This is a genomic window from Pseudomonas phytophila, from assembly GCF_025643095.1.
GTDB lineage: Bacteria > Pseudomonadota > Gammaproteobacteria > Pseudomonadales > Pseudomonadaceae > Aquipseudomonas > Aquipseudomonas quasicaspiana.
This window is the reverse complement of sequence record NZ_CP081201.1, coordinates 1,604,768-1,631,088: the sequence shown is the minus strand read 5'-3', so window position 1 is coordinate 1,631,088 and position 26,321 is coordinate 1,604,768. Positions and strand designations below refer to the sequence as shown.

Annotated in this window: 21 protein-coding genes; 8 read left to right on the top strand and 13 right to left on the bottom strand. The window is 57.2% G+C overall.

Going from position 1 to position 26,321, the window contains the following annotated elements; translation table 11 throughout:
* Positions 1 to 74: 74 nt before the first annotated feature.
* The 6 genes from K3169_RS07190 to K3169_RS07165 form a co-directional block, all read right to left on the bottom strand.
* Positions 75 to 1,040, bottom strand: a complete 966-nt coding sequence (locus K3169_RS07190) for a fimbrial protein (protein ID WP_317633754.1) — start codon at positions 1,038 to 1,040, stop codon at positions 75 to 77.
* Between the two features lie 345 nt (positions 1,041 to 1,385).
* The gene (locus tag K3169_RS07185; RefSeq protein ID WP_263270779.1) at positions 1,386 to 2,117 is read right to left on the bottom strand and encodes a molecular chaperone; all 732 of its coding nucleotides are present in this window, start codon (positions 2,115 to 2,117) and stop codon (positions 1,386 to 1,388) included.
* Positions 2,114 to 4,561, bottom strand: a complete 2,448-nt coding sequence (locus K3169_RS07180) for a fimbria/pilus outer membrane usher protein (RefSeq protein WP_263270778.1) — start codon at positions 4,559 to 4,561, stop codon at positions 2,114 to 2,116. The genes K3169_RS07185 and K3169_RS07180 overlap by 4 nt, the downstream gene beginning before the upstream one ends.
* Before the next feature lie 243 nt (positions 4,562 to 4,804).
* Positions 4,805 to 5,554 (bottom strand): molecular chaperone, encoded by a 750-nt coding sequence (locus K3169_RS07175; protein WP_263270776.1) that lies wholly within the window; start codon positions 5,552 to 5,554, stop codon positions 4,805 to 4,807.
* 179 nt (positions 5,555 to 5,733) lie between these two features.
* Positions 5,734 to 6,318 (bottom strand): fimbrial protein, encoded by a 585-nt coding sequence (locus K3169_RS07170; protein WP_231676945.1) that lies wholly within the window; start codon positions 6,316 to 6,318, stop codon positions 5,734 to 5,736.
* A gap of 581 nt (positions 6,319 to 6,899) precedes the next feature.
* Positions 6,900 to 7,268 carry a hypothetical protein gene (locus K3169_RS07165; protein ID WP_263270775.1) on the bottom strand — a complete coding sequence of 123 codons (369 nt, stop codon included), beginning with the start codon at positions 7,266 to 7,268 and terminating at the stop codon, positions 6,900 to 6,902.
* 250 nt (positions 7,269 to 7,518) lie between these two features.
* On the opposite strand from K3169_RS07165, the gene K3169_RS07160 reads away from it, so the two are divergent.
* The 5 genes from K3169_RS07160 (at position 7,519) to K3169_RS07140 (ending at position 15,822) form a co-directional block, all read left to right on the top strand.
* Complete coding sequence (locus K3169_RS07160; RefSeq protein WP_122707917.1) at positions 7,519 to 8,679, top strand: efflux RND transporter periplasmic adaptor subunit; 1,161 nt, start codon at positions 7,519 to 7,521, stop codon at positions 8,677 to 8,679.
* Positions 8,676 to 11,801 (top strand): multidrug efflux RND transporter permease subunit, encoded by a 3,126-nt coding sequence (locus tag K3169_RS07155; protein ID WP_263270774.1) that lies wholly within the window; start codon positions 8,676 to 8,678, stop codon positions 11,799 to 11,801. The genes K3169_RS07160 and K3169_RS07155 overlap by 4 nt, the downstream gene beginning before the upstream one ends.
* 112 nt (positions 11,802 to 11,913) lie before the next feature.
* The gene (locus K3169_RS07150) at positions 11,914 to 12,597 is read left to right on the top strand and encodes a heavy metal response regulator transcription factor (protein ID WP_122707921.1); all 684 of its coding nucleotides are present in this window, start codon (positions 11,914 to 11,916) and stop codon (positions 12,595 to 12,597) included.
* Positions 12,594 to 13,958, top strand: coding sequence for a heavy metal sensor histidine kinase (locus K3169_RS07145; protein WP_263270773.1), 1,365 nt, complete (start codon positions 12,594 to 12,596; stop codon positions 13,956 to 13,958). The genes K3169_RS07150 and K3169_RS07145 overlap by 4 nt, the downstream gene beginning before the upstream one ends.
* A 367-nt stretch (positions 13,959 to 14,325) precedes the next feature.
* On the top strand, positions 14,326 to 15,822 hold the full coding sequence (locus K3169_RS07140) for a diguanylate cyclase domain-containing protein (RefSeq protein ID WP_263270771.1): 1,497 nt from the start codon (positions 14,326 to 14,328) through the stop codon (positions 15,820 to 15,822).
* Between the two features lie 175 nt (positions 15,823 to 15,997).
* Here the strand turns inward: K3169_RS07140 and K3169_RS07135 are convergent, their stop codons facing one another.
* Positions 15,998 to 16,477 carry a PA2169 family four-helix-bundle protein gene (locus K3169_RS07135; RefSeq protein ID WP_027901048.1) on the bottom strand — a complete coding sequence of 160 codons (480 nt, stop codon included), beginning with the start codon at positions 16,475 to 16,477 and terminating at the stop codon, positions 15,998 to 16,000.
* Positions 16,478 to 16,697: 220 nt separating this feature from the next.
* On the opposite strand from K3169_RS07135, the gene K3169_RS07130 reads away from it, so the two are divergent.
* Together K3169_RS07130 and K3169_RS07125 are read left to right on the top strand one after the other, a co-directional pair.
* Complete coding sequence (locus K3169_RS07130) at positions 16,698 to 16,937, top strand: DUF3820 family protein (protein ID WP_263270769.1); 240 nt, start codon at positions 16,698 to 16,700, stop codon at positions 16,935 to 16,937.
* Between the two features lie 251 nt (positions 16,938 to 17,188).
* Positions 17,189 to 18,364 (top strand): aminotransferase class V-fold PLP-dependent enzyme, encoded by a 1,176-nt coding sequence (locus K3169_RS07125; RefSeq protein WP_263270767.1) that lies wholly within the window; start codon positions 17,189 to 17,191, stop codon positions 18,362 to 18,364.
* 151 nt (positions 18,365 to 18,515) lie between these two features.
* Here the strand turns inward: K3169_RS07125 and K3169_RS07120 are convergent, their stop codons facing one another.
* Genes K3169_RS07120 through zwf form a run of 3 tightly spaced genes read right to left on the bottom strand, consistent with a single transcriptional unit; the run spans position 18,516 to position 21,377 of the window.
* Positions 18,516 to 19,190: a bifunctional 4-hydroxy-2-oxoglutarate aldolase/2-dehydro-3-deoxy-phosphogluconate aldolase gene (locus tag K3169_RS07120; protein WP_263270765.1), complete on the bottom strand. Its 675-nt coding sequence runs from the start codon at positions 19,188 to 19,190 to the stop codon at positions 18,516 to 18,518.
* Between the two features lie 17 nt (positions 19,191 to 19,207).
* Entirely contained in the window at positions 19,208 to 19,921 is a 714-nt protein-coding gene (gene pgl / locus K3169_RS07115) for a 6-phosphogluconolactonase (RefSeq protein ID WP_263270763.1), read from the bottom strand.
* Positions 19,908 to 21,377 carry a glucose-6-phosphate dehydrogenase gene (gene zwf, locus K3169_RS07110; protein ID WP_027901053.1) on the bottom strand — a complete coding sequence of 490 codons (1,470 nt, stop codon included), beginning with the start codon at positions 21,375 to 21,377 and terminating at the stop codon, positions 19,908 to 19,910. The genes pgl and zwf overlap by 14 nt, the downstream gene beginning before the upstream one ends.
* A gap of 218 nt (positions 21,378 to 21,595) precedes the next feature.
* Here zwf and K3169_RS07105 point away from each other — a divergent pair, with 218 nt between their 5' ends.
* Complete coding sequence (locus K3169_RS07105; RefSeq protein WP_027901054.1) at positions 21,596 to 22,462, top strand: MurR/RpiR family transcriptional regulator; 867 nt, start codon at positions 21,596 to 21,598, stop codon at positions 22,460 to 22,462.
* A gap of 153 nt (positions 22,463 to 22,615) precedes the next feature.
* On the opposite strand, the gene K3169_RS07100 is transcribed toward K3169_RS07105, so the two are convergent.
* From K3169_RS07100 to K3169_RS07090, 3 genes are all read right to left on the bottom strand, one after another.
* Positions 22,616 to 23,470, bottom strand: a complete 855-nt coding sequence (locus K3169_RS07100; RefSeq protein ID WP_122707933.1) for a D-hexose-6-phosphate mutarotase — start codon at positions 23,468 to 23,470, stop codon at positions 22,616 to 22,618.
* Positions 23,471 to 23,692: 222 nt separating this feature from the next.
* A complete protein-coding gene (locus tag K3169_RS07095; RefSeq protein ID WP_027898722.1) occupies positions 23,693 to 25,048 on the bottom strand; it encodes a carbohydrate porin in 1,356 nt (451 codons plus the stop codon).
* Between the two features lie 112 nt (positions 25,049 to 25,160).
* A complete protein-coding gene (locus K3169_RS07090; RefSeq protein ID WP_263270762.1) occupies positions 25,161 to 26,321 on the bottom strand; it encodes an ABC transporter ATP-binding protein in 1,161 nt (386 codons plus the stop codon).

The following is a 26,321-nucleotide window of genomic DNA, read 5'->3' as shown; positions in this document are numbered from 1 at the left end:
GTCGAAAGGTCGCGCAGCATACCTGAATCATTTGCCCTCCGCCTGCACCGGGCCAAGCCTCTCATCGGCTGAGGCTACTTGTAGAACAGATCGACCATTACTTCTGCCTCGAATGGCCCGGCTTGAGGGTTGTTTTTCTGCCAGACCAGCTCGGCATTGAAGTCGACAGTCGCTGCCTGGTTATCGTTGAGTAGATCGGCAAGATGAAAAGGTTCGTTGTAGCTCAACACCGAATCATCACGGGCTTTCAAAATGCGGATACCGACACCGTCGTTGGCGGCAGGGATCAGGTAGTCCCCTGACAATCTGCCACTGACCGGCTTGAAGCGCGCGCCCAGACTGAACGGCGAATCACAGGTGCGTCGGGTGACGAGCGAAAACGGACGGCGCTCGATGACCTTGCCCACCGCAACCTCCTGAATGCCGATGTGGCCGAAATCCAGGGTTTCAGGCACCACCTGCAACTGTGCATCACACGCCACAAAGCGCAGCCCGTTCAGGTTATTGATGCGGTAACTGAGGCTGTGATCCGGCAGAGGATTAAGCCCCTTGCCACTGTCGAGCTGGAATAACCGGTAATCAAGCAGATCACTGGCGATACCGGAATGAGGGGTCGGCCCGAACTTCTGAATGAACACGGAGAACGCGAGATTGAATCGGGCCTTGGGGCAGGCACCGATGTTCTCCGCGCCCTCGTGACAAACAGGCAGGTACTGGCCGGTACTGATTCGCCCGCTGCTCTGCGAATGATCGACTCCCGCCAACGTGAGACCGGCGCGAATGCCCTGGCCTATCTTCAGGTTGTCCGGGTTGAGGTAGAGGAAAATTTCCTCCTGCGCTGATAGCTCGCCGTCCTTGAAGCACTCGACCTGAAGGTCCATCCGTTCAGAGCGCCAGACAATATCCCCGTCGGGCGCGCTGGCCGGGATAGCCACGCTGCTGTCCAGATCGCCACGAACCACCGTTTCCCCCGCGCCCTGGGTTTTGCAGATCATTGCGAAGCTGGTAGCGGGGGTAAATAACAGAGCAAGCAGAAACAATACTCTGCAGGAGCCGCCAAGTCTCCAAGGCGCCCCGCAGCTGCGCGGCAAACTCGGTTTAATGTGGGAGGCAGCGCTGTGTCCCAGGCACCACGCTGTCGCGAAACAAACATTGAACTGTTGGAGCGAGTGGGCGGCAATCCGACTTGCCCGCGAAGAACGATAGCGCGGTGCGTCTGACCTACCGAGTCGATTGGTTCGCGGGCAAGTCGGATTGCCGCCCACTCGCTCCAACAGCCCCCGTTTATTCAGTGATTTATATTTTGCTTTATAGGAGCGCACTTCCACAGGAATGGCACTTGAGCTCAGAAAATTCCGTACAGCCTGGAAACAGGTATTCATCATTCAGCAGTCCTTTTGCCGGTGTTCAGTGTTGTCAAAACCATCGCTATTGCCCGCGGCGCAATAAGCGTCCGCGCCGCCATAATCATTGAGCGCCTTGAACGACAGACTCCGTATTCCGCCTGCGGCAGGAACAGCCATTTCATGGCTGGCACCTGGCGCCAACAGTAAGTAGTCCCTGGCAGCCACCCCGCCCAACCGCACATCCTGTAACGCGGCATGGTAAGAAGTCGGATTACTCACGCGTAACGAGGTGGAGGCCAGCGTCCAGCGCAGACGGTAGGCGGTTGCGGCAGGGTCTTCGGTAAGCCCGGCAGGACGATAGAACAGGTTGATGCGCTGGCGAATCGCAATGTTCAACGCGTTAGTGACGTCGGTGCGCCGTGGTATTTCCAGCACATAAACATGCAGCAAGGATTCCTCGTTGAGCGACATGCCCTGGCCCTGATACAAGACCCTGAGGGTCTGTTTGCCGCGGGCGTCGAGGCGCGCCAACTGCGGACTAAGCAAGAAGGGCAGCTCGGCAGCGGCCTCTTCAAGATCACCGTCGGTATTGGCCGGGTCACTCAACCAGGCCTGAATCAACACTTCACGGTCACTGCGATTGGCGACTTCGAGGCTCGCTTCGGGGAAACGGCCATCAAAGATCAGACGTGTCCCGCTCAGAGACACGGCAGCCTGCAGATTAAAACTCGACAACAGGGCGGCGAGGCCCAGACAGATGAGCGTCATCATTGGCAGATCACCCGAATGCGTTCGTAGGCACGTGAAGGATCACGGGCCGGGAGAGAGAAAGGCGCACGGCAGCTTTGACCGGCCCACTTCACCTGCAACTCGCCATAGTCCTGCTCGCTAAGAACCAGCGCCCGACTTGTCGGGTCAACCACCGCCAGGGCCTTGCCATCGAGGTCTTCGACACTCGCCCCCAAGGGGATTTTGCTGCCGTCGGCCTGAATCAGCTCAAACTGCACACGACGTCCGGTTGAGGCCTTGAAGCGCACCACCGGCATCGCGCCACGACGCGGCACAATCTGGCTAACCGCGTTATCCAGCTCAACGTCGGCCCCGAGTTGACGGGTATCCAGGCTGACCCAGTTGCTGCGATAGGGCTGCGCGTAAGGCAGCACGGCATATCCATTGGCAGCGGTTTCGACATTACTGAAGCTGGTCAGTCTGGCGCCGCCGACCTTTGTGACCTCCACCAAAGCAAAGGTTTCTCCCAGTGACTGCCCCAGGTTTATGCCGCCGCCATGAACCAGCACTGACCCGGAGGCCCCAAGGCTGAAGGCATCGTAATCACGGCCCTGGCTGTAGCCTGCCTCGAAGCGCCCATAGGGCTGCGTGGTGTTGAGCTTTCCGGAGCCAAAACTTCCAGAGCTGCTGTCGTGCCCGGCCTGCACCGAATAGAACGCGTGACGCTGATCGAGAACCTGACCACTGAGGCCTGCCTGAGCGTTGTATTCGCCCGCACTGTCGCGTAAGCCATTGAAGGACAAGCGCGAAGAACTGGAGTTTTCACCCAACGGGAAGGTCAGGCTGACCGCGACCCGGTTGTCATTTTCAGCCTGCCCGTCGCGACCGGACTGACGATTGTTTTCCACAGACAGGCTGTAACTGAGCGACCGCCAGGCAGCGTTATACGCCAGGTAGAACTGTCGAGTCTTGCTGCCAAGATCCCAGTAACGCTGTTCGGACGCGGTCAGACTGAGACTACCGTACTGCGCAGGCAAGGTCTGCGTAACGGTCAGCTCCATGCGGTCTTTGGGACGGCCAGTCATTGCCCGACGGAACCGCGCTCGTGAGGATTCGACATGTTCGTTGAGGGACAGATAGCGCTCGGTGGAATAGCGATAACCCGCCACTGCGAAGGTAGTGTCAGTGGCATTCAAGGTGTTGGCGTATCGCAGGCGCACACTCTGCCCCGCTTGACGCTGATCATCGATTTCGCTGACGGAGTGGGTCACATCGGCTGACAGTGCGCCGTACCCGGTATTGAGACCCGCACCGACGTTGGTTGCCTGGTAATCCTCAGCCCACTGCAAACCGCCAAAGCCGGTGATCCGTTCGGACACGCCGTAAATCAGGGCAAGGCTGGCAAAGGTCGGAGTCGCAGCGTCATTGCTGCCGCTGTCGACCTGCCCTGTCGCAAGGCTGTAACGAAATGCGCCTTCGGGCACCATGACCGGCAGCGAAGCATAGGCCTGGGTGAAGGAACGCCGACGACCGTCGGCTTCAATGATGGTGACCTGCAGATCACCATTGGAACCGCTCGGGTAAATGTCACTGATCTCGAACGGCCCCGGTGAAACGTTGCCGCTGTAGAGCAGGAAGCCGTTTTGACGAACTTCAACCGATGCGTTGGTTTCGGCAGTGCCGCGAATCACCGGCGCATAGTTGCGTTCACTGTCGGGAAGCATGGCATCGTCAGAACTTACCCCCACACCCAGAAAACGCACACTGTCGAAAATTTGTGAGTCGGTGAATGTCTCGCCAAGGGTCAGTTGACTGCGCAGCGTGCTCAGATCCCGTTGCAGATAAGTCCGGTTGCTACTGAAGCGATAAGACTGATTGTCGGCGTAGACCAGGGAGGACTCGTTCCTCAGCCGCCATGCGCCCAAATTGAGGCCATTGCGCAGCCCCAGATAATACTGGTCGATCTTCTCCCGCCGATTACTACGTCTGACAGCATTGAACGAGTAGCTGGAGAAGCCGACGGACTCGCCACCGTCCCACAACTCCGGAGGTACATAACCTCTGGCACTGCGCTGCATGACCGCTTGCGGCACGCTGATATTGAGGCGCAGCGTATTGGGTTGGTACTCAACCCGGGCGAACTCGATATTGGCAGGCAAATCAAAGCACGCCTGTGCGCTTTGCGTTGTCGGGTCGCCTGACAAACGACTGAGATCAAGCCCGAAAGTCTGAAGCATCTCCAGAGTCAGGCAGGGTTCGATACGGTCAGATAACGGGTTGTTGGCAAAGACAATATCGCGCCGACCGCTCAATGCGCGATTGACGTAAATGTCCACCCGATAGGTGCCAGGCAACAGCGTATTGGCCTGCAGGAACTCAGTAAGCTCTGGAGGCTGGTCGCTGCCCTGGATGAATGCTGTATTAAACTTTACCGGTTTAACCGGCGCGCTTTCGATTGCCCAGCCTTGCGCTGTAAATACCTGCATGACGACCAGAACCATACCGCCGGTTACCGACTTGAGTCTGAACCCCTTTGCTAAACGCAGGATGGATCCCGGAGTTGATTCCCCAATGTTTTTGTAAAGCCATTCCATTAGCAGTTTCCACTCGATCTGGAAGTTCTGAGCCTTGCCCGAATCCCTTTCAGGCAGGCACACAACTACTGAGCCATTGCGCGTGACGCGGCTTGAATTGGGTAAGTAACGCAGTGAAGAAAAACGAAGTGACCGTTATCGAGGTTCCACCGTGACGGCCTGTGTGATCTCGCCGGATTTCAGTGTGGTGCGGTATGCAACCTGACCGCCAAAATCATTGATGCTAATGAAGTTCAACGTCGCTCCATCGCCAAAATCACTTAACGGTAGTTGCAGTTGCTGACCGGGGGCGATCATCTGGCTGTCATGGCTCAGCAACTTGTTGCCGGCACGCTGTGCGGTAATCATGACCATGGAAACGTGATACGGCCCCGGATTTTCAACGTGCAATGTATTATCTGCCGCCAGCTTCCAGCGCAGATATTCCGGCGCTTCGGCGACATCACCCACCAGCCCTTTGGGCCGGAAGAACAGCTTCATTCGCTGCCGGATGGCGATCTGCAATGTGTTTTGCGCAGCCACCTGAGGAATTTCCTGAACGTTGAGCCAGAGCACTGATTCGCGGTCCTGCGGCATGTCCTTGCCAGAATAGATAATCCGCACCAGTTGCCTGCCATCACTGGCTAAACGGGCAATCGCCGGGGTTATCACAAAAGGCAGGTTATTCGGATCTGTATGTTCGGCGCTTGGCTCCAGCCAACTTTGTACAAGGATCTCTTTATTGCCTGCGTTATGTACGCCGAAACTGACCTCCTTGTCTGAAGCGGGATAAATAATGCGTGTGGTGTTTATGACGATGCTGGCCTGCACGCTCGCGCAGAACAGCAATGACCATAAAGCCGTTGCAGCCAATTGGGCTACACGACGGTAGAAAAACAAAAACATGCTGGCGCTCGCCTTGTACTCAGTATGAAATCCCACAGTGCCTTGATCAGACACGGTTCGCAGGGCCGAACTCAAACCGCGCGCGGCTTAAGCCGACTCTGCGAACGTCCATACCCTTCGATGTTCGATGGAGTAAGTAACCCGAAATGGAGCGAGCAATGCTCGCTCCATGCGGCGTATTACTCGTAATCCAGGGTGAACGGCAGATCGCCCATGGCTGTACCTGGTCGGGTTACCGTACCATTCAGCATGTAGACCCCGGCCAGATTCAGCTCAGCGGTGGCACCACCGGCACCGTCCTTGACCAGCGGTTTGTCTATGGTGCCGGTTCCAGACAGATCCATCAGTTGATTCGAAGCGTTAAGCACACCAATGGCAACACCGCCTGCCGAACCGGTTACGCGAAGTAACTTGCTGTCATTGTCATCGGTACCATGACCCATTCCGGCTTTAAAGCGCATTTTCACAAGGTTGTATTGATCGGCACCCGCGGTGCAGTTGACCAGCAACTGAATGGGCGTCGCGGTCTCCAGTTTATTCTCACCAGAAGTACCAATGTCAGAGAACGAAACGTTACCCAGATCAACCGCAATATCGCCAGGCTGGGTGCCTGGGCCGGTGCCAGTGCCGGGTGAAACGCTGCAGGAAATGTTGGTCAGGGTGCCGGAAAACTTCAGCACACCATTGTTCGCAGCATTGGCGGTGTTAGCCAGGCTCAAAGCCAAAGCGCCACTAACGGCCAGGGCAAGAGTGATATTTTTCATAGTAACGACATTCCTTGTGTTATTTCGTGTATGCCCTAAATCGGACGCCACGCACTATAAGGTTCGATCTTTTGGATCGATGTCGGCTTTGTTACTTTAATCGTATGGAATAAGCCACGGAACTTGCAGGAACCTTCCGTAGGAATAACCGTAACTTTTTTGTAGCCCGCATAATCCGTGGCGTTGCGATAATACCCGATAAAAAAGGTCAGGCAATACTTCACATAAAGTTGACGACATTGCTACAACGCTCAACTATATTTGCAACCATAGCTGTCACGCACCCGACAAGTATCAGGTTAGCGGAGGGATTCAGTTAGAGGAGCCCAGGGTCATGCCGTAGATATGACCTGCAGGAGTTCACGAGCACCGCGAGGCAGCGATATCGGTCTGTCTGATACACCGCAATCGCGGCCTCGCGATCCTCGTGCTCCATCATCAAATATCACTTCAATAATGGATTTGAAACGCAAACCTTGTAGGCGAGGCGGAAATACTGACGATGCAGGTCCGACGTCTCGCCAACAAGTTGGCTCCTACAGGATTACCCGTTTGCTGCGCGATAGCGCGGTGCCAGGAGCCTATTGATACGTGAGGGTCAGAACTCCGGCACCCACCGGGTTGCCCTTCGATAATGATACTGGCAGCGCCTGATACTGTGTCGAGAACGGGATGACGGAGCCAGTACAGGCGTTATGCGCCGTATCAACCACAATGGACATATGGGCGGAAACGTTCACCCGTTGAGTGTTGATCCCTCCAACCAGGCTCGTCGGCAGCACCGCGCAGCTGGCATTGTTGACGGCCCCGCTAAAACTCAGCTGACCGTTAGCGGCCGATGCGGTAAACGCACTCAGGCATAAAGGACCGACAATCAGAACGGCGATGACCTTGCGCGCCTCATAAACGACTTCAAACCAACGGTTCACGCTTGAGACGCTGCACTTCATGGGCTTGCTCCAACTTGGTACGTTTTGATCAGCAAAGAAAACCAAATGGAACAAGCAGGAAAATTTCCCGAGAATTCCTTTCTATAGATATCGTCTCCAGCCCGTGTTTCTTGATAACGTTCGTGCGCGTTGCGCCTTTCTTGCTGACAATTCTGACAGGTGGCCGTCACCCTGCTGACCGGGTTGACGGGCTATAAGAGAAGCGCCATCCACAACGACCCTCCTTCCCCGACTTTCCGGCGTCTCTCGAATGCGTAAACAGACCAGAACCGTCCTTGCCGTTGTTGTCATCACGGGCTTGATCGGTGTATCCAGCTGGACCCTGACCCGTCCGGCGACGGCAAAAGTCAGCACACCGACAGCGGTGCCGGTCAAAGTCGTCAAAGTGACCGAGGAGGATGTACCGCGTTTCGTCACGGGTATTGGTTCAGTGCTGTCTTTGCACAGTGTGATCATTCGCCCGCAAGTAGACGGCATCCTTACCAAAGTGCTGGTCAAGGAAGGGCAAACGGTCAAGGCCGGAGATTTGCTGGCGACGATTGACGACCGGGCCATTCGCGCCTCGCTGGAACAGGCCAAGGCTCAGCTTGCGCAAAGCAAGGCACAGCTGGACATGGCCCAGGTCGACCTGAAGCGCTATCGGCTGCTCAGTGAAGACAATGGCATCTCCAAACAGACTTTCGATCAGCAGCAAGCCACGGTCCATCAACTCAAAGCCACAGCGATGGGCAACGAGGCCGCGATCAACGCCGCTCAAGTGCAACTTTCGTACACCCAGATTCGCTCACCGGTCACTGGCAGAGTCGGCATTCGCAACGTCGATGAAGGCAACTTCCTGCGCGTCAGCGATGCTCAGGGCCTGTTTTCAGTCACGCAGATTGATCCTGTCTCGGTGGAGTTTTCACTGCCGCAACAAATGCTGCCAACGCTGCAAGGTTTGATTGCTTCAAGCTCGCCAGCAGCCGTCAAAGCCTTCCTCGGTGATGGCGATAACGGCACGCTACTGGGAGACGGCAAGCTGACCCTGATCGACAACCAGGTCTCGGCCACCACCGGGACCATTCGCGCCAAAGCCGAATTCAATAATCCAAAACAGCTGTTGTGGCCAGGTCAACTGGTCACGGTGAAAATCCAGACAGCCATAGACCGCGATGCCTTGCGAGTGCCGCCGCAGGTCGTGCAACGCGGCATCGATCAACACTTCGCGTTCCGGGTCAACGGCGACAAGGTCGAAGTGGTTCCGGTGCAGGTGCTGTATCAGGACAGCAGCCTGATGCTGATCTCCGGTCCCAAGGCGGGCGACGTGCTAGTCAGCGACGGTCAGTCACGACTCAAGGCTGGATCGAAAATCGAAGTGCTGCGTAACACGACAGAGACTAGCCAGACGGCAGAACTGGACGGCACACGATGAAGGGCCGTGGATCGGTTTCAGCCTGGTGCGTGGACCATCCGGTCGCCACTTTATTATTGACGTTTGCTATGGTCCTGCTGGGGGCGATTGCGTTCCCGCGCCTGCCCGTCGCGCCGCTGCCTGAGGCCGAGTTCCCGACCATTCAGGTCACCGCGCAGTTACCCGGTGCCAGCCCGGAAACCATGGCTTCGTCAGTCGCGACGCCGTTGGAAGTGCAATTCAGCGCCATTCCCGGCATGACGCAAATGACCTCCAGCAGCGCTTTGGGCTCCACCAACCTGACCCTGCAATTTACCCTCAACAAAAGCATCGACACCGCCGCGCAGGAAGTCCAGGCCGCGATCAATACCGCAGCAGGCCGCCTTCCCGCCGACATGCCCAACCTGCCGACCTGGCGCAAGGTCAATCCGGCGGACAGCCCGGTGCTGATTCTCAGCGTCAGCTCCAATCTGATGCCGCCTACCGAACTGAGCGACGTAACCGAGTCATTGCTGGCGCGGCAACTGAGCCAGATCGACGGTGTGGGGCAGGTGTTCATTACTGGTCAGCAACGCCCGGCAATTCGCGTACAGGCTGCACCGGAGAAGCTTGCCGCACTGGGCCTGACGCTTGCTGATATCCGCGTCGCGGTGCAACAGACCAGTCTCAACCTCGCCAAAGGTGCGCTGTATGGCAAGGACAGCGTGTCCACCATCGCCTCCAACGATCAACTGTTTCGGCCTCAGGATTACGCGCAACTGATCGTCTCGTACAAGGACGGCGCCCCTATTCACCTGAAAGACGTGGCGCGGGTCATCAACGGTTCGGAAAACGCTTACGTGCAGGCCTGGTCGGGCGATCAGCAAGGCGTCAACGTCACGATTTTCCGCCAGCCCGGTGCCAACATCGTGGAAACCGTGGACCGCATTCAGCGCGAGATGCCACGTCTGCTGGAAATGCTTCCGGCCTCGGTCGACGTCTCGGTGCTCAATGACCGGACACGAACCATTCGTGCCTCGCTGCACGAAGTGGAAATGACCCTGGTGATCGCCATTCTGTTGGTGGTCGCGGTCATGGCGCTGTTCCTGCGCCAGCTGTCGGCCACGCTGATTGTCAGCGCTGTGCTGGGTGTCTCGCTGGTTGCCAGCTTCGCGATGATGTACGTGTTTGGTTTCAGCCTGAACAACCTGACGCTGGTGGCGATTGTGGTGGCGGTCGGATTCGTGGTGGACGACGCCATTGTCGTGGTGGAGAACATTCACCGACACCTTGAGGCCGGTGACGGCATGCGCGAAGCGGCGATCAAGGGCTCCGGGGAAATTGGCTTCACGGTGGTGTCTATCAGCTTCTCTCTGGTGGCAGCGTTTATTCCATTGCTATTCATGGGCGGCGTGGTCGGGCGGCTGTTCAAAGAGTTTGCACTCACCGCCACCGCGACCATTCTGATTTCGGTTGTCGTTTCGCTGACCCTCGCGCCGACACTGGCGGCGCTGTTCATGCGCGCGCCGAAACATGATCCGCATGCAAAGCCAGGTTTCAGCGAACGCCTGTTGGCACTTTATGAGCGGGGCCTGAACAAGGCCCTGGCCCATCAACGGATCATGCTCGGGGTTTTCGGGCTGACATTTGTGCTTGCAGGCGTTGGCTACGTACTGATCCCCAAGGGGTTCTTTCCGGTACAGGACACCGCATTCGCCCTTGGCACCAGCGAGGCTGCGGCCGATATTTCCTATCCCGACATGGTGGAAAAACACCTGCAACTGGCGAAAATCATCGGTGCTGATCCGGCAGTGCAGGCGTTCTCCCATTCGGTTGGGGTTAGCGGCAGCAACCAGACCATCGCGAACGGGCGGTTCTGGATCTCCCTTAAACCCCGGGGTGAACGCGACGTTTCGGTGAGTGAGTTCATTGACCGGATACGTCCGAAGCTGGCGAAGATTCCCGGCATCGTTCTGTACCTGCGCGCCGGGCAAGACATCAACCTGAGCCCCGGTCCGAGCCGCAGCCAGTATCAATATGTGCTCAAAAGCAATGACGGTCCGCTGCTCAATACCTGGACCCAGCGCCTGACGGAAAAACTGCGCACCAACCCCGCATTCCGTGATTTGTCCAACGATCTGCAACTGGGCGGCAGCGTTACCCATATCAATATCGACCGCAGCGCTGCCGCTCGCTTCGGATTGACCACCAACGATGTCGATCAGGCCCTGTACGACGCTTTCGGCCAGCGACAGATCAGCGAGTACCAGACTGAAATCAATCAGTACAAAGTGATTCTGGAACTGGACGCCAAACAACGCGGCAAGGCCGAAAGCCTGGGGTATTTCTATCTGCGCTCGCCCCTGACCAACGAGATGGTGCCGCTGTCGGCGCTGGCCAAGGTCGGCGCGCCAACCATGGGGCCTTTGTCCATCGCCCATGACGGCATGTTCCCTGCCGCCAACCTGTCATTCAACCTGTCGCCCGGTGTGGCACTTGGCGATGCGGTGCGGATGGTCGATCAGGCCAAAAACGAGATCGGCATGCCAGCTTCCATCATCGGTAACTTCCAGGGGGCGGCGCAGGCGTTTCAGAGTTCACTGGCCAACCAGCCTTGGCTGATTCTGGCGGCGCTGGTGGCGGTGTACATCATTCTGGGTGTGCTTTATGAGAGCTTCGTCCACCCGTTGACGATCATCTCCACTCTGCCCTCGGCAGGTATCGGCGCACTGTTGCTGCTGTGGTTGATGGGGCAAGACTTTTCGATCATGGCCTTGATCGGCGTGGTTCTGCTCATCGGTATCGTCAAGAAGAACGGTATTTTGCTGGTGGACTTCGCCCTCGAGGCGCAGCGTGACCGAGGCATGAGCCCACTGGATGCAATTCATGAAGCCTGCCTGACGCGTTTCCGCCCAATCATCATGACCACCCTGGCGGCCTTGCTGGGTGCCCTGCCCTTGATGCTCGGTTATGGTGTGGGTGCCGAACTGCGCCAGCCGCTGGGGATTGCCGTCGTCGGTGGTTTGCTGGTCAGCCAGATGCTGACGCTGTTCACGACACCGGTGATCTACTTGCAGCTGGAGCGGGTGTTTCATAAGCCAAAGGGATCCCAACCTGTGGGAGCGGCCGGGGTGGCGCTCCACCTTGCTCGCGATAAACGATAACGCGGTGGGTCTTCCAGCCGCGTCTCATGTATCGCGGGCAAGCACCGCTCCCACAGGAATGTATTCCGGCTGAAAAACTGTGTATTTTTTTTGCACCAAGAGACCCTGCCCCATGCGTGTCCTGATCATCGAAGACGAAGAGAAGACCGCTGATTACCTGCGTCGCGGTCTGACCGAGCAAGGCTTTACCGTGGACCTCGCTCGCGACGGCATAGAAGGCCTGCATCTGGCGCTGGAGAGCGATTACGAGGTGATCATTCTCGACGTGATGCTGCCAGGTCTGGATGGCTTTGGGGTACTGCGCACGTTGCGCGCCCGCAAACAGACGCCTGTGATCATGCTCACCGCCCGCGAGCAAGTGGATGACCGTATCCGCGGCCTTCGCGAAGGTGCCGATGACTATCTGGGCAAGCCGTTCTCATTTCTTGAACTGGTCGCTCGCCTGCAAGCGCTGACCCGACGCAGCAGCGGTCACGAACCCATGCAAATCAGCATTGCCGATTTGTGGATCGACCTGATCAGCCGCAAGGCAACGCGCGCCGGGCTGCGTCTGGACCTGACGGCCAAGGAGTTCTCGTTGCTCAGTGTGCTGGCGCGCCGCCAGGGTGAAATCCTCTCCAAGACATCCATCGCCGAGATGGTCTGGGACATCAATTTCGACAGTGACGCCAACGTCGTGGAAGTGGCGATCAAACGGCTACGCGCCAAGCTGGACGGCCCCTTCGAACAGAAATTACTGCACACGATTCGCGGCATGGGCTACGTGCTTGAAAGTCGTGCCGGAGAATCGCAGTGAGGACGGACTCCATCGCCCTGCGCCTGAGCGGCCTGTTCGCGCTCGTGGCGTTGCTGGTGTTTACCCTGATCGGCTGGGCGTTGTATCTACAGGTTGATAAAAGCATGGCATTGCTGCCGGAAGCAGAGGCGGAAGCCCGCTACAGCGTGCTGGAATCTGCGGTCAATCGCCACAGCGACGTCGAGCACTGGGGCCGGATCAAAAACAAGCTGAAGTTGCTCAGCGAAGAAGACAAGCGCTTGCGTTTCTGGGTAGTCAGTGACAATCCGGTCTATGAGTTTGGCAGCCCGGATGCCGACATTCGCCGTTTCGCCAATGGCCCTTTGGGCATGCGTGACCTGCAAATTGCCGGGCACGAATATCCGTTCAAGGTGTTGGTCAGCCAGTTCGAAGCCAGAGAGCAACGCCCGCCGCTTCGTTTCCTGATTGCCGTCGATACCGATACATTTCTGCAAACCCAGCACTCGCTGATGATTGCCCTGATCGGCTTCGCGACGCTAGGCATCCTGCTGGCGTCAGTGCTGGGTTATTGGGCCGCGCGCATCGGGTTGCGGCCGTTGGCCAGTCTTTCACTAGAGGCGCGCAAGCTCACACCTCCCAGACTCTCCGGACGTCTGCAGATGACGCCCCTGCCACCGGAACTGAACCAGTTTGTAACCTCATTCAACTCAACACTTGAGCGAGTCGAGCAGGCCTATGCGCGGCTTGAATCCTTCAACGCGGATGTCGCCCATGAACTGCGTTCGCCGCTGACCAACCTCATTGGTCAGACTCAGGTGGCTTTGACCCGAGGGCGTTCGGCGGAACACTACTTCGAGGTGCTGCAATCGAATCTGGAAGAGCTCGAACGACTGCGCTCGATCATCAATGACATGCTCTTCCTGGCCAGTGCCGATCAAGGCAGCAAGGTAACGGAACTGACGTGCGCGTCTCTGGCTGAGGAAGTGGCGACAACGCTGGATTATCTGGACTTCATTCTTGAGGATGCCCAGGTGCGCGTCGTAGTCCACGGTGATGCTCGTGTGCCCATGGAAAAGGCCCACTTGCGTCGGGCGCTGATCAACTTGCTCCACAATGCCGTGCAACACACCGAGGCTGGGCGAACGATTCGCGTGGACATTGCCGAGCAGACCGATCATGTCAGTGTGGGCGTCGCCAACCCCGGTACGCAGATCGCCAGCGAGCACCTGCCCAAGCTGTTCGAACGCTTTTACCGGGTGGACGCCTCGCGCGCCAATAGCGGTGCCAACCATGGCCTGGGACTGGCCATCGTCAAAGCCATTGCGCTGATGCATGGCGGCAGCGTATTCGTGCACAGCCGCGACGGTATCAATACCTTCGGGATCAACTTGCCGTTGTGATGCTTTTCTTTGAAGCAAACCACACCTGACTAACGGGCCTGGAATTCAATCCTGCGGGGCAGACTGTGCGGCGATCCGACTTTCGCGCGATAAACAATGACGCAGTCTATTTTCCAGATGCGTCTCATGTATCGCGGGCAAGCCCTGCTCTCACAAGGATGAGTGTCCAGGCATGTGTTTTTTACAGATACAACACTCCAGCAAATAAAACGTGTTCACAAACACAATAAATCACTGCTGTTTCAACGCGCCCTGTATGGGTTATAAATACCGGATCGATAACCACTATCAATATATGAATTCCTTAAACCTCTTTTAAAACAAAGAGTTGAGGAAGATTTATTATTTACCGGGTTCACTCCGCGCAATGATTGCTCATCACGCCATGCAGGCACCGAATAAAAAATGGACTCGGCCAGAGATTTTCCTGGTGTGCGGCAGTGTGCTGGCAATCGCCGCCATTGCGATCATTGTTGTCTCGTTATTGACCCGTGAACGAAGGGATGCGAATGAAGCGGCAGCGCGGGCTTCGTCCAATATCGTGAGCCTGATTGATGCCGATGTATTGCGTAATGCTGAGCTTTACGACACCTCGTTGCAGGGCATGATCAGCGCATGGCAAATGCCCGAACTGCAAAACATTGCGCCGAATCTGCGTCACCTGGTCCTGTTTGATCGCTCCACCGCTGCACGCTACAAAGGCGACCTGCTGTTGATAGACAAGGACGGGCGTATTCTCGCCGACTCCACATCAGTGACGCCCCGAACTGTCAATCTTGCTGATCGCGCGCACTTCCAGGAGCTCAGGCGTAACCCGTCAAAAGAGATGCTGGTGGGTGCGCCCTTCAAGTCCCGCGGCGGGTTCAAGGACTGGTGCATCAGCTTCAGTCGGCGGATATCGGGCGAGGACGGCTCTTTTCAAGGCATCGCCAGTGCGGCGATGCGCCTGGTGTATTTCAAGCAGTTGTTTCGCACGCTGGACATTGGTCCGGACAGCAACATCACGCTACTTAACACTGACGGCGTTCTGCTCGCCCGTCATCCAGAAATCTCCGGCAAGGACCTTATCGGCACCAGCTTTGCCAGCACCCCAAATTTCAAACGGATTATTGAAGAAGGTAATGGCAGTTTTTCTGGTACGTCATCCATCGACGGCAAAGAGCGCCTATACACGTTTTCCCATGTCGGCGATTTGCCGCTGATTGTTGTAGTAGGCCAGTCCGTCAAAGAGGTCTACGCCCTCTGGCATCGCAATGTTCTGCTGGTTGGTTTCGCAACCACCGTACTGTGTCTGGGTATTCTGTGGCTGAGCCTGCTGCTGCGCCGTGAATTAGGCCTGCGGCATCAGGCCGAAGAAGAGCTCAGAACCCGCGCCTCAACCGATGCGCTGACCGGGCTGGCCAACCGGCGTCGGCTCGATGAAGTGATTAAAAGCGAATGGATGCGCAGCATCCGTTCAGGCAAACCCGTTTCGCTGCTGGTGATCGATGTGGATCACTTCAAAGCCTTCAATGATCGCCACGGCCATCATGGCGGAGATGAAGCGCTACGCAACGTTGCGACGACCATCGCCAACAACATCAGAAGACCGGGTGATTTTGTGGCTCGTTATGGCGGCGAAGAGTTTGTCGTGGTGCTGGGTGAAACCGATATGGAGGGTGCCAGAGCCATCGCAGAGGTCATCAGGCAAGCCGTACAGGACATTGCCCCTTATGCGGGGGATAACCAGCCAATTACCGTCAGCATTGGTATCGCCTGTACAGAGGCGAATGCTGGCGCCCCTGTTGATACGCTGTTCAACACTGCCGACAAGGCGCTGTATGTTGCCAAGAGCAACGGGCGCAACAGAGTTGAGCCGACTTAGGTTTTAGGGGATGTTGAGACGAAGGCAGGGTTCAGTCAGTTGATTATCCAGCGATAACGTTGGCCTCTTCGCGAATAAATTCGCTCCTGCCTGTCCCGAGGGAGGCCAAAAATATCGCTGAATTACAGCCATAAAAAAACGCCAGACTGGCTGGCGTTTTTTAGACAATCAAGTCTTAGTGTGCAGCTTTCTCGGCACGAGCAGCATTACGCAGGTCACGGACTTTATCGTGGTTAGCTTGTACGCCAACCAGTTGCTTGTCGATCAACGAGGTAACGGAAGCTGGCAGGTTTTTCTCAACCGCTTTCTGACGGGCTTCTTTGTAAGCCTTCAGCGCTACGTCTTCGCCGCGCTCTACTTCTTCCAGGATTGCTTTGTCGTCTTTGCCGGTCAATACCGACTTCAGGTCAACCCATGCGCGGTGCAGGGTGCCGCTTACGCTGGAAGAGGTTTCTGGATCGCCGCCCAGTGAACGTACTTCAGCCTGCAGTTCAGCGACAGAAGTTTTGATTTCTGCAGAACGGCTCAGGAAGTAAGCCTTGATCGCAGGGTTTTTGATATCTTCTGCGCTGGTCTGAAAACCCTTTTCGCCATCTTTGCTGGTTTCGATCAGGTCGTTCAGAAGGGAGATCGATTCTTTATTGATGTCAGTCATTTTCAAGTTCCTTATGGGCAGGTTTATACAAAATGATTTGCATGCTTAGGTAATTGCAGGGGGCATGCCAGCTTTTTTGAATAAACTTAAACCTTTAAAATCAATGACTTATATTAAAAACCATACAGATGAGTCGTGATTTCTGCATGAACTGTCCTTTGGCCTGCATGCAGAATGCACGTATCGTCAGGGTGTTTTGAAATCAGGTAACGCGAAGCTCATGGATCCGGAAAAACTTTTGCTGCTGGTCACCCGCGAAATGCCGTTTGGCAAATACAAAGGCCGCCTGCTGGCCGACTTGCCGGGCCAATACCTGAACTGGTTTGCGCGGGAGGGCTTCCCCAAGGGAGAGCTGGGCAGCCTGCTAGCGTTGATGCAGGAGATTGACCATAACGGCCTGTCGGAGCTACTGGAACCGCTGCGCACGGGGCCACGGAAGCAGTACAGCGATCGCCAATAACAGTAGATTTCCGGGGCGCCATCCAATGTTGCGTGCAAATTGCCCTTGTAAGCGCTCACGAGCACCGCGAGGCAGCGATGGCGCGTCCTGTCTGGAATACCGCCATCGCGGCCTCGCGGTGCTCGTGCGCTCCTTGGTTCTATGTTTGCTGCGCGACAGCGTGGTTTTAGGGACACCGGGGCGACTCCTACAGGATTGGGTTCACAGTGGCTTCTACAAAACGTGTCATTCAGTCAGAAAGAGAGGACGCAATGCTCGAGCAACAGGCAAGGGATGAACAGTTCTGGCAGGACATCGCCGGGCGCTACGACGTTGAGCCAGGGCCGATCAATCTGGAGAACGGCTACTTCGGGCGTATGACACGTGAGGTCATGGAAGACTATCGTCGCAATATTGATTATGTGAACCGTAGCAACTCGGTCTATGTGCGTCGTCAATTCGATACCCATGACAGCGGCAGGATTCACGCCGAACTGGCGCTGCTGCTACAAGTCAGCGCAGAAGAAATCGCAATCACCCGCTGCGCATCCGAATCGTTACAGTCGCTGATCCGCAACTACAACCAGCTGCAACCTGGCGATCAGGTGCTGATCTGTGATCTGGATTACATCAGCGTGCAGTCCGCCATGCGCTGGCTGGCCAAAAGCCGTGGCGTCGAAGTCATCGAGATTTCCCACGTCCACCCCGCTACCTACGAAAGCCTGTTGAACAGCTATCAGCAAGCCTTCGAGCAGTATCCACGGCTCAAGTTGATGGCGCTGACCTACGTCACTCACCGCACAGGACTCGTGATGCCGGTTCAGGCTATTGCGGGCCTGGCGAAAGAGCACGGCGTGGATATCATCCTTGATGGTGCCCACGCACTGGGCCAACTGGATTTCAAACTCGACGAGCTGGGCGTGGCGTTCGCGGGCTACAACCTGCAGAAGTGGATTGGCGCGCCGTTGAGCCTTGGGTTTATCTATGTAGCGCGGGAGAGGATTTCAGCCATCGACCCGGACATGGGCGACACCCGCTACTCCCCCGATAACATTCTGTCGCTGGTGCCTTATGGCACACCGAATATTCCGGCCTGGATGACCCTGCCCAAGGTGTTCGAAGAGCATGCGGCGATGGGTGGCTCGGCCAGTAAAGGCGCACGCCTGAACTACCTGCGCGACTTGTGGGTAAAGCCGTCCAGAGAGCTGGACCATATCGAGATTCTGACCCCGGACGATCCGCGGCTGTATTGCGGGATCACCGCGCTGCGCTTCACCCGTCAGGCAGATCAGCAGAAGATGGTTAAGCGCTTGCTGGAGGACTACAACCTGTTCACCGTCGCCCGTGAGGGCGCAGCGTGCGGGCCTTGTATCCGGATTACGCCGGGGTTCAGTACCTCGGCGGCGGATATGGGGTTGTTGGTGGAGGCGCTGCAAAAGCTCGTGTGAATACCGAACTTCGAACTGTGGGAGCGGTGCTTGCCCGCGATAAGGCTGGACGCGATCTAAAGTGAACCGCGTCCAGCCTAATCGTCGGAATGCCGCCCAGACCAAGCTCTGCTCCCACAGGGGAATGTATTGCAGCTCAACAGCGGATTAATCAATCAAACAACGCCATCGCCTGCGCGGTGGCTTCCTGGATACGGCCCCAGTCGCCATTCTTGACCCACGCGTTGTCGATCATCCACGTACCGCCGACGCACATGACGTTAGGCTGCGCCATGTAGCTCTTGAGGTTGTCGGCGTTGACGCCGCCGGTTGGGCAGAAACGCACTTCATTGAACGGGCCGCCAAGGGCTTTGATCGCCGCAACGCCGCCGCTGATTTCTGCCGGGAACAGCTTGAAACGACGGTAGCCCATCGCGTAGCCGATCATGATTTCCGACGCACTGCTGATACCGGGTAACAGCGGCAGCGGGCTGTCGAGCGCCGCTTGCAGCAAATCTTGCGTACTGCCTGGCGTGACGATGAATTGTGAACCGGCTGCCTCGGCCTCGGCCAGCATGTGCCGGTCGAGAATGGTGCCAGCGCCGACGCAAAGCTCAGGGCGCTGCTCACGAAGAATGCGGATTGCGCTCAGGCCAAACGCCGAACGCAAGGTGACTTCCAGCGCCGTCATGCCACCGGCAGCCAAAGCATCCGCCAGCGGCAGGACGTCTTCGTCACGCAGGATGGTGATGACCGGCAAAATCTTTGCCTTGGCGCAGAGGTCGTCAATCTGCTTGATCTTGTTCGCCATGCTGTTCAGCGGCTGAGTGGTATCGACGGTGTTCATGGCGGCGGATCCTTTTGTTATGGGCACCAGTAAATCTCAAGTGAAGAGTCAAGAAAGGCGCGTATTGGCATTTCAGCGAGGTCATCGCCCGCCAATGCGGCCCGCAGGGTGTCGAGTTTGGCCTGACCGGAAACCGACAGAATCGGCAGGCGCGCCGAAGCCAGCAGTTGACGGGTCATGGTCAGGCGTTGATGCGGAACAGCTGGCGCCAGCATCGGCAAGCAACGACGAGTACTGTCCAGTTGCAACGCTTCGCTCAGGTTCGGACTGTTCGGGAACAGCGACGCGGTATGACCGTCATCGCCCATGCCCAGAATCAGCACGTCAATCGGTGGCAGTTCGGCCAGCGCCTGATCAGCCGCGTCGGCGGCCTCTTCAAGGCTCGGCGCGACGGTGTATAGACCGAAGAAGCGCGCCTTGGCCGCAGGACCTTGCAACAGGAAACGCTGCAGCAGCCCGGCATTGCTGTCGGCGTGCTCAACGGGCACCCAGCGCTCATCAGCCAGGCTGATAACCACTTTCGACCAGTCCAGCGGCTGCTGCGCCAGGCTCTGGAAAAACGCCACCGGGCTACGGCCACCGGAGACCACCAGCGTCGCGACGCCCTTCGCGTTGATTGCCGCGCTGAGCTGTTCGGCTACGTTGGAGGCCAGCGTCTCGGCCAGCAGCTGCGGATTATCGAATTCACGGGCCACGAGGCCCTGCGGAAATTCAAGTTCACATATCGCCATACCACGATCTCCCATCACGAGTAATCAGGGCAATGGAGCTCATCGGCCCCCACGTTCCGGCGGGGTAAGGCTTGGGCGCATCGCCCGCCTTTTTCCAGCCGGCGATCAACTGATCGCACCATTGCCAGGCGTACTCAATTTCATCTTTGCGAACAAACAGGTTCTGATTGCCGCGCATGACTTCCAGCAACAAACGTTCGTACGCATCAGGCACGCGCGCGCTGCGGTAAGTGTCGGAAAAATTCAGTTGCAACGGGCCGCTGCGCAGCTGCATGCCTTTGTCCAGGCCCTGATCCTTGGTCATGACCTGCAAAGAAATGCCTTCGTCCGGCTGTAGGCGAATGATCAGGCGATTGCTGATCTGCATACGTTGCTCAGGGGCGAAGATGTAGTGCGGCGGCTCTTTGAAATGGATCACGATCTGCGACAGTTTTTGCGGCATACGCTTGCCGGTACGCAAATAGAACGGTGTACCTGACCAGCGCCAGTTACGAATATCGGCACGCAGGGCAACGAAGGTTTCGGTGTCGCTCTGGGTGTTGGAATTCTCTTCTTCCAGATAACCCGGCACAGCCTTGCCTTCGCTGTAACCCGCGGTGTACTGACCGCGAACCACTTGAGTGGCGAGGCGCTCCGGCGTGAACGGTGCGAGGGCCTTGAGCACCTTGACCTTCTCGTCACGAATACTGTCGGCGGACAGATCACTCGGCGGGTCCATGGCGATCAGACACAGCAATTGCAGCAAGTGGTTCTGGATCATGTCGCGCAGTTGCCCGGCCTGATCGAAATACCCCCAACGGCCTTCGATACCCACCTTCTCCGCAACGGTGATTTCCACGTGGGAGATGTGGTTCTGGTTCCACTGGGTTTCAAACAGGCTGTTGGCGAAACGCAGGGCGATCAGGTTCTGAACGGTGTCCTTGCCCAGATAATGGTCGATGCGGTAGACGCGGGTTTCCGGCAGGAACTGCGCCACGGCATCGTTGACCCGACGCGACGAGGCGAGGTCGTGGCCGATGGGCTTTTCCAGCACGGCACGGGTGCGCTCGGTCAGGTTGACCGATGCCAGGTTTTCACAGATCGCGCCGTATACCGAAGCCGGCGTGGCGAAGTAGGCAATCAGGGTTTCCGCATCGCCCACACGCTCCGCCAGCGCGACGTAATCCTCGGCCTTGAGAAAGTCGACGTGCAGGTAACTCAGACGCGCCTGGAAACGCTCCACGTGTTCAGTTTCAAGCTGTGCTTCGGGAACAAAGCGGCGTAATGAATCTTCGATGTGTGCCAAATGCTGCTGTGCGTCGCCAGACTCACGCGCCAACGCAAGAATTCGCGTGTCAGCGTGCAGCAATCCAGCGCGGTCGAGCTGATAAAGCGCCGGGAACAGTTTGCGCACTGCCAGGTCGCCCAAGGCGCCAAACAAGGCAAAAGTGCACGGTTCAACCGTAATCGAGAGCATAATGTTGGTTCTTTTATCAAGTTAAGCTACAAATACCTTTTTTAAAGGCGTTACTCAAGGCCATATGTAGTAATAACCACAACATTCCATCTAGAAGCATATTCCAGTGGTGATCAACACAGGCCCTGAGTACGATAGGCCACCTTTGCTACAGGCTAAAGGCCCTATGTGCCTGCCCTCAAAAAAACCTGAGCAAATCTGCCTGATTAGGACTTTGAATGGACCACTCAAGAAATCTTCTGGAGCAGATCCAGAGCCGCCTCGAAGAGCTCAACAAAGCGGAGCGCAAGGTAGCTGAAGCGATTCTTCTTAACCCACAACAAGCAACTCGCTTCAGTATCGCGGCATTGGCTCAGGCTGCAAAAGTCAGCGAGCCGACCGTCAATCGATTCTGCCGCTCATTTGCAGTCAGCGGTTATCCAGAGCTCAAATTGCAGTTGGCACAAAGTCTGGCCAGCGGTGCCGCGTACGTCAGTCGTGCAGTGGAAGCCGACGATGATCCCGAGGCTTACACCAAGAAGATCTTCGGCAGCGCGATTGCCTCGCTGGACAGTGCAGTCCAGCAACTGGATCCGGCGCTGATCAGCAAGTCTGTGGACATGTTGATTCAGGCGCGGCAGATCCACTTCTTCGGGCTGGGTGCCTCGGCACCTGTGGCGCTGGATGCCCAGCACAAATTCTTCCGTTTCAATCTGGCGGTGACCGCTCACGCCGACGTGCTCATGCAGCGCATGATTGCCTCGGTGGCACACACCGGTGAATTGTTCGTGATCATTTCCTACACAGGCCGTACGCGGGAACTGGTGGAAGTGGCACGTATTGCCCGGGCCAATGGCGCTTCAGTGCTGGGCCTGACCGCTGCCGGTTCGCCGCTGGCGCAGGCCAGCACCGTGAGCCTGAATATCCCGCTGCCGGAAGACACCGATATTTATATGCCGATGACCTCGCGGATCATCCAGCTCACCGTGCTCGATGTGCTGGCTACCGGCATGACCCTTCGCCGCGGCGTGGACTTCCAGCCGCACCTGCGCAAGATCAAGGAAAGTTTGAATGACAGCCGGTATCCGGTTGAGGATCAGGGGTAAGGATCACAGTGGCATGGCTGGGGAGGTAACTTGTGGGACCGAATTCATTCGGGAAGGCGGCTTCTCAGGCGATAGATAGGCTGCGGATGTACCGGCCCCTTCGCGAATGAATTCGCTCCCACGGGAATCGTGTTTGCGGACAAAGTTAGCAGTTCAATGCAGCAAACACGCCTGCAAGCTCAGCTCGACCTGCTCACCCGGTGCCAGGCTCAGGCTTTCATCGCCGCCTGACGCCGCTTCGACGCAGACAAAACCGGATGCCTCATTGCCCGCCACGCCTAGCAGCGGCCTGTTACCGGGATGCCATACGACTGTGTTGGCGTTATCACGACTGTTGATCCCCAGGCGACGCTGCCAGGTTTGATCTTCCAGTTGCAGCGCCCCGGTGTGTTCAAACACCCGCTGACAGCCGCCAGCAACGCGTAGCTCGCCTTCCTGCCGACACAACCGTCGATTCAACTGATCGTAGCCCTGAGCGCCTTCCAGCCCCTGCAACGCAATATCCTCCACATCGCTGATGCGCCAGTAGGCATGCAAAGCGTGGCCAAACTGGCAAGGCTCGCTGTCTTCATGACAGGTGCTGAGCCGCAGGTTCATGCCCTGCCCCAGTTCGGCATACAAGTCAGCCTGCCAGTCACACAGCTGCAAGCGCCAGTGCAGGCTGACGCCGGACTCGCTTTCGTGGCTGTCGATCAGCTTCCAGTCCACCAATCGCCCCCAGCCATGCGCAGGCCAGCCGGGTTCATTCGGGTGCTTTCCATGCCAGGGCCAACACACTGGCACTCCACCGCGAATCGCGCCCACCTGCGGCCAGCGCGACGCACACCAGAGCCAGGGTTTCTGCCCCGTGGGCTGGAAATGCAGCAGTTGAGCACCCTGACGACTGAAGGCGGCCTGGCACAGCGGATGATTGATCAGCAGCACATCGCGGTGCTGATGACGCTCCCACTCAAAAGTCGGCCGGGTACGTCGGGATGTGAAGAATCGCTGTAGGGGGTGTTCGGACATCCAATCCGCTCCAGTCGAAAAATTGCTTGGAAGACTCTAACTGTGGGAGCAGAGCTTGCTCGCGATAAGGCTGGACGCAGTTCACTTCGGATCGCGTCCAGCCTTATCGGGAGCAAGCTCTGCGCCCACAGGGGTATGCATTTCAATCAGATACTTCATATCTGCCACTCAAAAAAAACGGGCAGCCAGGCTGCCCGTAAAGCACACACGACCCTTGAGCGTTTAGAACTTGGTCTGCAGCTTGATACCCGCAACCAGTGCGTCATCAACCTGATCAACACCACCCGGGTGTTTGATGTACTGCAGGTTGGGACGAACGGTCAGCCAGTCGGTTACGTGCACACCGTAGTAGATCTCGGAGTTGTACTCGCTCTTCTGGATAGGCAGGTAAGCCGGGTTGTCGTAATCATCGACACCGTTGACAGCGTTGATCTGGCGGGCCCGATCAGAGACGTTATCGTTGACGTGGATACGCGAAACACCAATACCGATGTCATCCTTCGGACGCGCATCGAAAGGTCCTTTGAAGACCATGCCGACTTGCAGGAAGTTGTCGACGAAGTTGGTGTCCTTGTCATGCACGGTGGCGTTGGCAAACAGACTCAGGCCGCGGGACGGATCGCCACCGAAGGTACTGACCTGTTGTTGTGCCACAACCCACCAGCCAGTCTTTTCGTTACGCGACTTGAATGCCGCGCCGGTCAGACCCTGAGGCTGGCCATTGACGTCCTCATAACGGTCGTCGGCGCTCGGGCTGCTGAAGTAGTAGCCCAGACGGTATTCGCCAGGCAGCGAATTGACGGTCGGCGACCACACCACTTCAACTGGCACCAGCGTGCCTTTGGAACCACTGCCGCTCAGTTTGAAGCCATTACCGGTTTCCAGATAAGACGGGTTCTGCTCGTAAACGCCGATCTGCGCGTACACCTCAGGTGTGATGTTGTATTTCACACGCAGAGCCCACTGGCTGACGGGCCAGTTGTACCAGGTGTCCACGTAGTTCGCAGCCTGGGTGCCGCAGAACGTCAAGTTCTGGAAGTCGCAAGGGAAGCTGCCGAAGTCCTCACCCTCGCCCATGCGACCGGCTTTGATGTCGAGCTTGCCGTCGAGGAATTTCTGTTTGACCCACATTTGCGTCAGGCGCCAGGTCTGACCACGACCCCAGACTTCCTGAGAGGAACTCAGGGTGCCGACACGCGGATCGCCGAGACGGTCATTGGAGATGTTCTTGCCGCTACGTTCGGTGATTGCCAGCTTGAACTCGGCATCGTTCCAGCCGAAAGCCTTCTGCAGGTCAATGTTGACGCCGAGGGCGAACTGATCGCTGTAGCGTGCCGTTTTGTCTGTGTTGTAACCGCCGTGAACGTTGGACCCCATCTCACCAACGTATTCGAGCGAGAAATCATAACCCTTGTCATACAGCTCTTTGCGCAAACCACCCCAGTCTCCGGTCATATGCCCGTTGGGGTTGTAAGGCTCGATGGCGTAGGCCGCACTGGAGAAAACCAGCGCACTCAATACGGACAAACCACCGATACGCTGGAAGTGATTTAGCGATTTATTACGTAGCTTCTTCATCCCTTGGATCCTCATTTTATTGTTATTAGCTTCTACGGCATTGACATCGACTACTTCGTGTTCGCTGGCTGGACGCGCTTATGGCAGTGAGCGCCCGGCCAGCAGTGCCCGGTCAGTTACGGTTGATCTGGGTGACATTCCCCGCACGCTCGACAACCGGCTGGCTGGCAAGCACCCCAAGGCGCTCGCCGGTCGCGGCATCAAAAAGCAGCACCTTGGCGGGGTCGAATTGCAGCGTCAGGCTTTCGCCCACCTGTGGCGCGACGTCCGGAGCCAGACGGCAGCAGACTTTGCTCTGATTGAGCGTGACGAATACCAGAGTGTCCGGACCGGTAGGCTCAGTGACCTGAACTTCAGCCCGAATGGTCGGCAAACCATTGGCCTCCGAACGCGCGAGCACGATCTGCTCAGGGCGCAGACCCAGGATCACTTCGCGGTCTTCCAGACCGGCATCGGTCATACCCAATGGCAATTCGCAGCGCGCCTGACCACTATCAAGCAATGCGATCAGACGCCCTTCCTTGCGTTGCAGGCGCAGAGGAATGAAGTTCATCGGCGGCGAACCTATGAAGCTCGCCACAAACAGGTTGGCCGGATCGTTGTAAATCTGCTTGGGCGTGCCGAACTGCTGAATGATGCCGTCCTTCATGACCGCCACTTTGTCGCCCAGAGTCATCGCTTCGATCTGATCGTGGGTCACGTAAACGGTGGTGGTTTTCAGGCGTTGGTGCATCAGCTTCATTTCGGTCCGCATCTCGACCCGCAGCTTGGCGTCGAGGTTGGACAGCGGCTCGTCGAACAGGTAAATCTTCGGCCGCCGCGCCAACGCCCGGCCCATCGCGACACGCTGCTGCTGGCCACCGGACAACTGTCCCGGTTTGCGGTTGAGCAGGTGTTCGATCTGCAGCAGCTTGGCCACACGGGTGACTTCCTCGTCGATGGCCGCTGCGCTCATCTTGCGAATCTTCAGGCCGAACTCGATGTTTTCGCGCACGCTCATGGTCGGGTACAGCGCGTAGGACTGAAACACCATGGCGATGTCGCGATCCTTCGGGCTCATGCCGCTGACATCGGCGTCGTCGATCAGGATCGACCCGGCACTGATGTTTTCCAGCCCCGCAATGCAGTTCATCAGGGTCGATTTACCACAGCCCGACGGACCGACCAGGATCAGGAATTCGCCATCCTTGATCTGCAGTTCGATGTTCTTCAGCGTGTCCGGAAGGCCCGCGCCGTAGGTCTTGTTTACGTTACGTAATTCGAGCGTTGCCAT

What these genes read in the sequence shown, in the direction of transcription:
- K3169_RS07130 (WP_263270769.1), top strand. Translation starts at nt 16,698, where the DNA reads ATGGATCCGGAAAAACTTTTGCTGCTGGTCACCCGCGAAATGCCGTTT.
- K3169_RS07180 (WP_263270778.1), bottom strand. Translation starts at nt 4,561, where the DNA reads ATGCAGGTATTTACAGCGCAAGGCTGGGCAATCGAAAGCGCGCCGGTT.
- K3169_RS07105 (WP_027901054.1), top strand. Translation starts at nt 21,596, where the DNA reads ATGGACCACTCAAGAAATCTTCTGGAGCAGATCCAGAGCCGCCTCGAA.
- K3169_RS07165 (WP_263270775.1), bottom strand. Translation starts at nt 7,268, where the DNA reads ATGAAGTGCAGCGTCTCAAGCGTGAACCGTTGGTTTGAAGTCGTTTAT.
- K3169_RS07170 (WP_231676945.1), bottom strand. Translation starts at nt 6,318, where the DNA reads ATGAAAAATATCACTCTTGCCCTGGCCGTTAGTGGCGCTTTGGCTTTG.
- K3169_RS07175 (WP_263270776.1), bottom strand. Translation starts at nt 5,554, where the DNA reads ATGTTTTTGTTTTTCTACCGTCGTGTAGCCCAATTGGCTGCAACGGCT.
- K3169_RS07185 (WP_263270779.1), bottom strand. Translation starts at nt 2,117, where the DNA reads ATGATGACGCTCATCTGTCTGGGCCTCGCCGCCCTGTTGTCGAGTTTT.
- K3169_RS07135 (WP_027901048.1), bottom strand. Translation starts at nt 16,477, where the DNA reads ATGACTGACATCAATAAAGAATCGATCTCCCTTCTGAACGACCTGATC.
- K3169_RS07150 (WP_122707921.1), top strand. Translation starts at nt 11,914, where the DNA reads ATGCGTGTCCTGATCATCGAAGACGAAGAGAAGACCGCTGATTACCTG.
- K3169_RS07125 (WP_263270767.1), top strand. Translation starts at nt 17,189, where the DNA reads ATGCTCGAGCAACAGGCAAGGGATGAACAGTTCTGGCAGGACATCGCC.
- K3169_RS07090 (WP_263270762.1), bottom strand. Translation starts at nt 26,321, where the DNA reads ATGGCAACGCTCGAATTACGTAACGTAAACAAGACCTACGGCGCGGGC.
- pgl (WP_263270763.1), bottom strand. Translation starts at nt 19,921, where the DNA reads ATGGCGATATGTGAACTTGAATTTCCGCAGGGCCTCGTGGCCCGTGAA.
- zwf (WP_027901053.1), bottom strand. Translation starts at nt 21,377, where the DNA reads ATGCTCTCGATTACGGTTGAACCGTGCACTTTTGCCTTGTTTGGCGCC.
- K3169_RS07095 (WP_027898722.1), bottom strand. Translation starts at nt 25,048, where the DNA reads ATGAAGAAGCTACGTAATAAATCGCTAAATCACTTCCAGCGTATCGGT.
- K3169_RS07160 (WP_122707917.1), top strand. Translation starts at nt 7,519, where the DNA reads ATGCGTAAACAGACCAGAACCGTCCTTGCCGTTGTTGTCATCACGGGC.
- K3169_RS07155 (WP_263270774.1), top strand. Translation starts at nt 8,676, where the DNA reads ATGAAGGGCCGTGGATCGGTTTCAGCCTGGTGCGTGGACCATCCGGTC.
- K3169_RS07100 (WP_122707933.1), bottom strand. Translation starts at nt 23,470, where the DNA reads ATGTCCGAACACCCCCTACAGCGATTCTTCACATCCCGACGTACCCGG.
- K3169_RS07140 (WP_263270771.1), top strand. Translation starts at nt 14,326, where the DNA reads ATGATTGCTCATCACGCCATGCAGGCACCGAATAAAAAATGGACTCGG.
- K3169_RS07120 (WP_263270765.1), bottom strand. Translation starts at nt 19,190, where the DNA reads ATGAACACCGTCGATACCACTCAGCCGCTGAACAGCATGGCGAACAAG.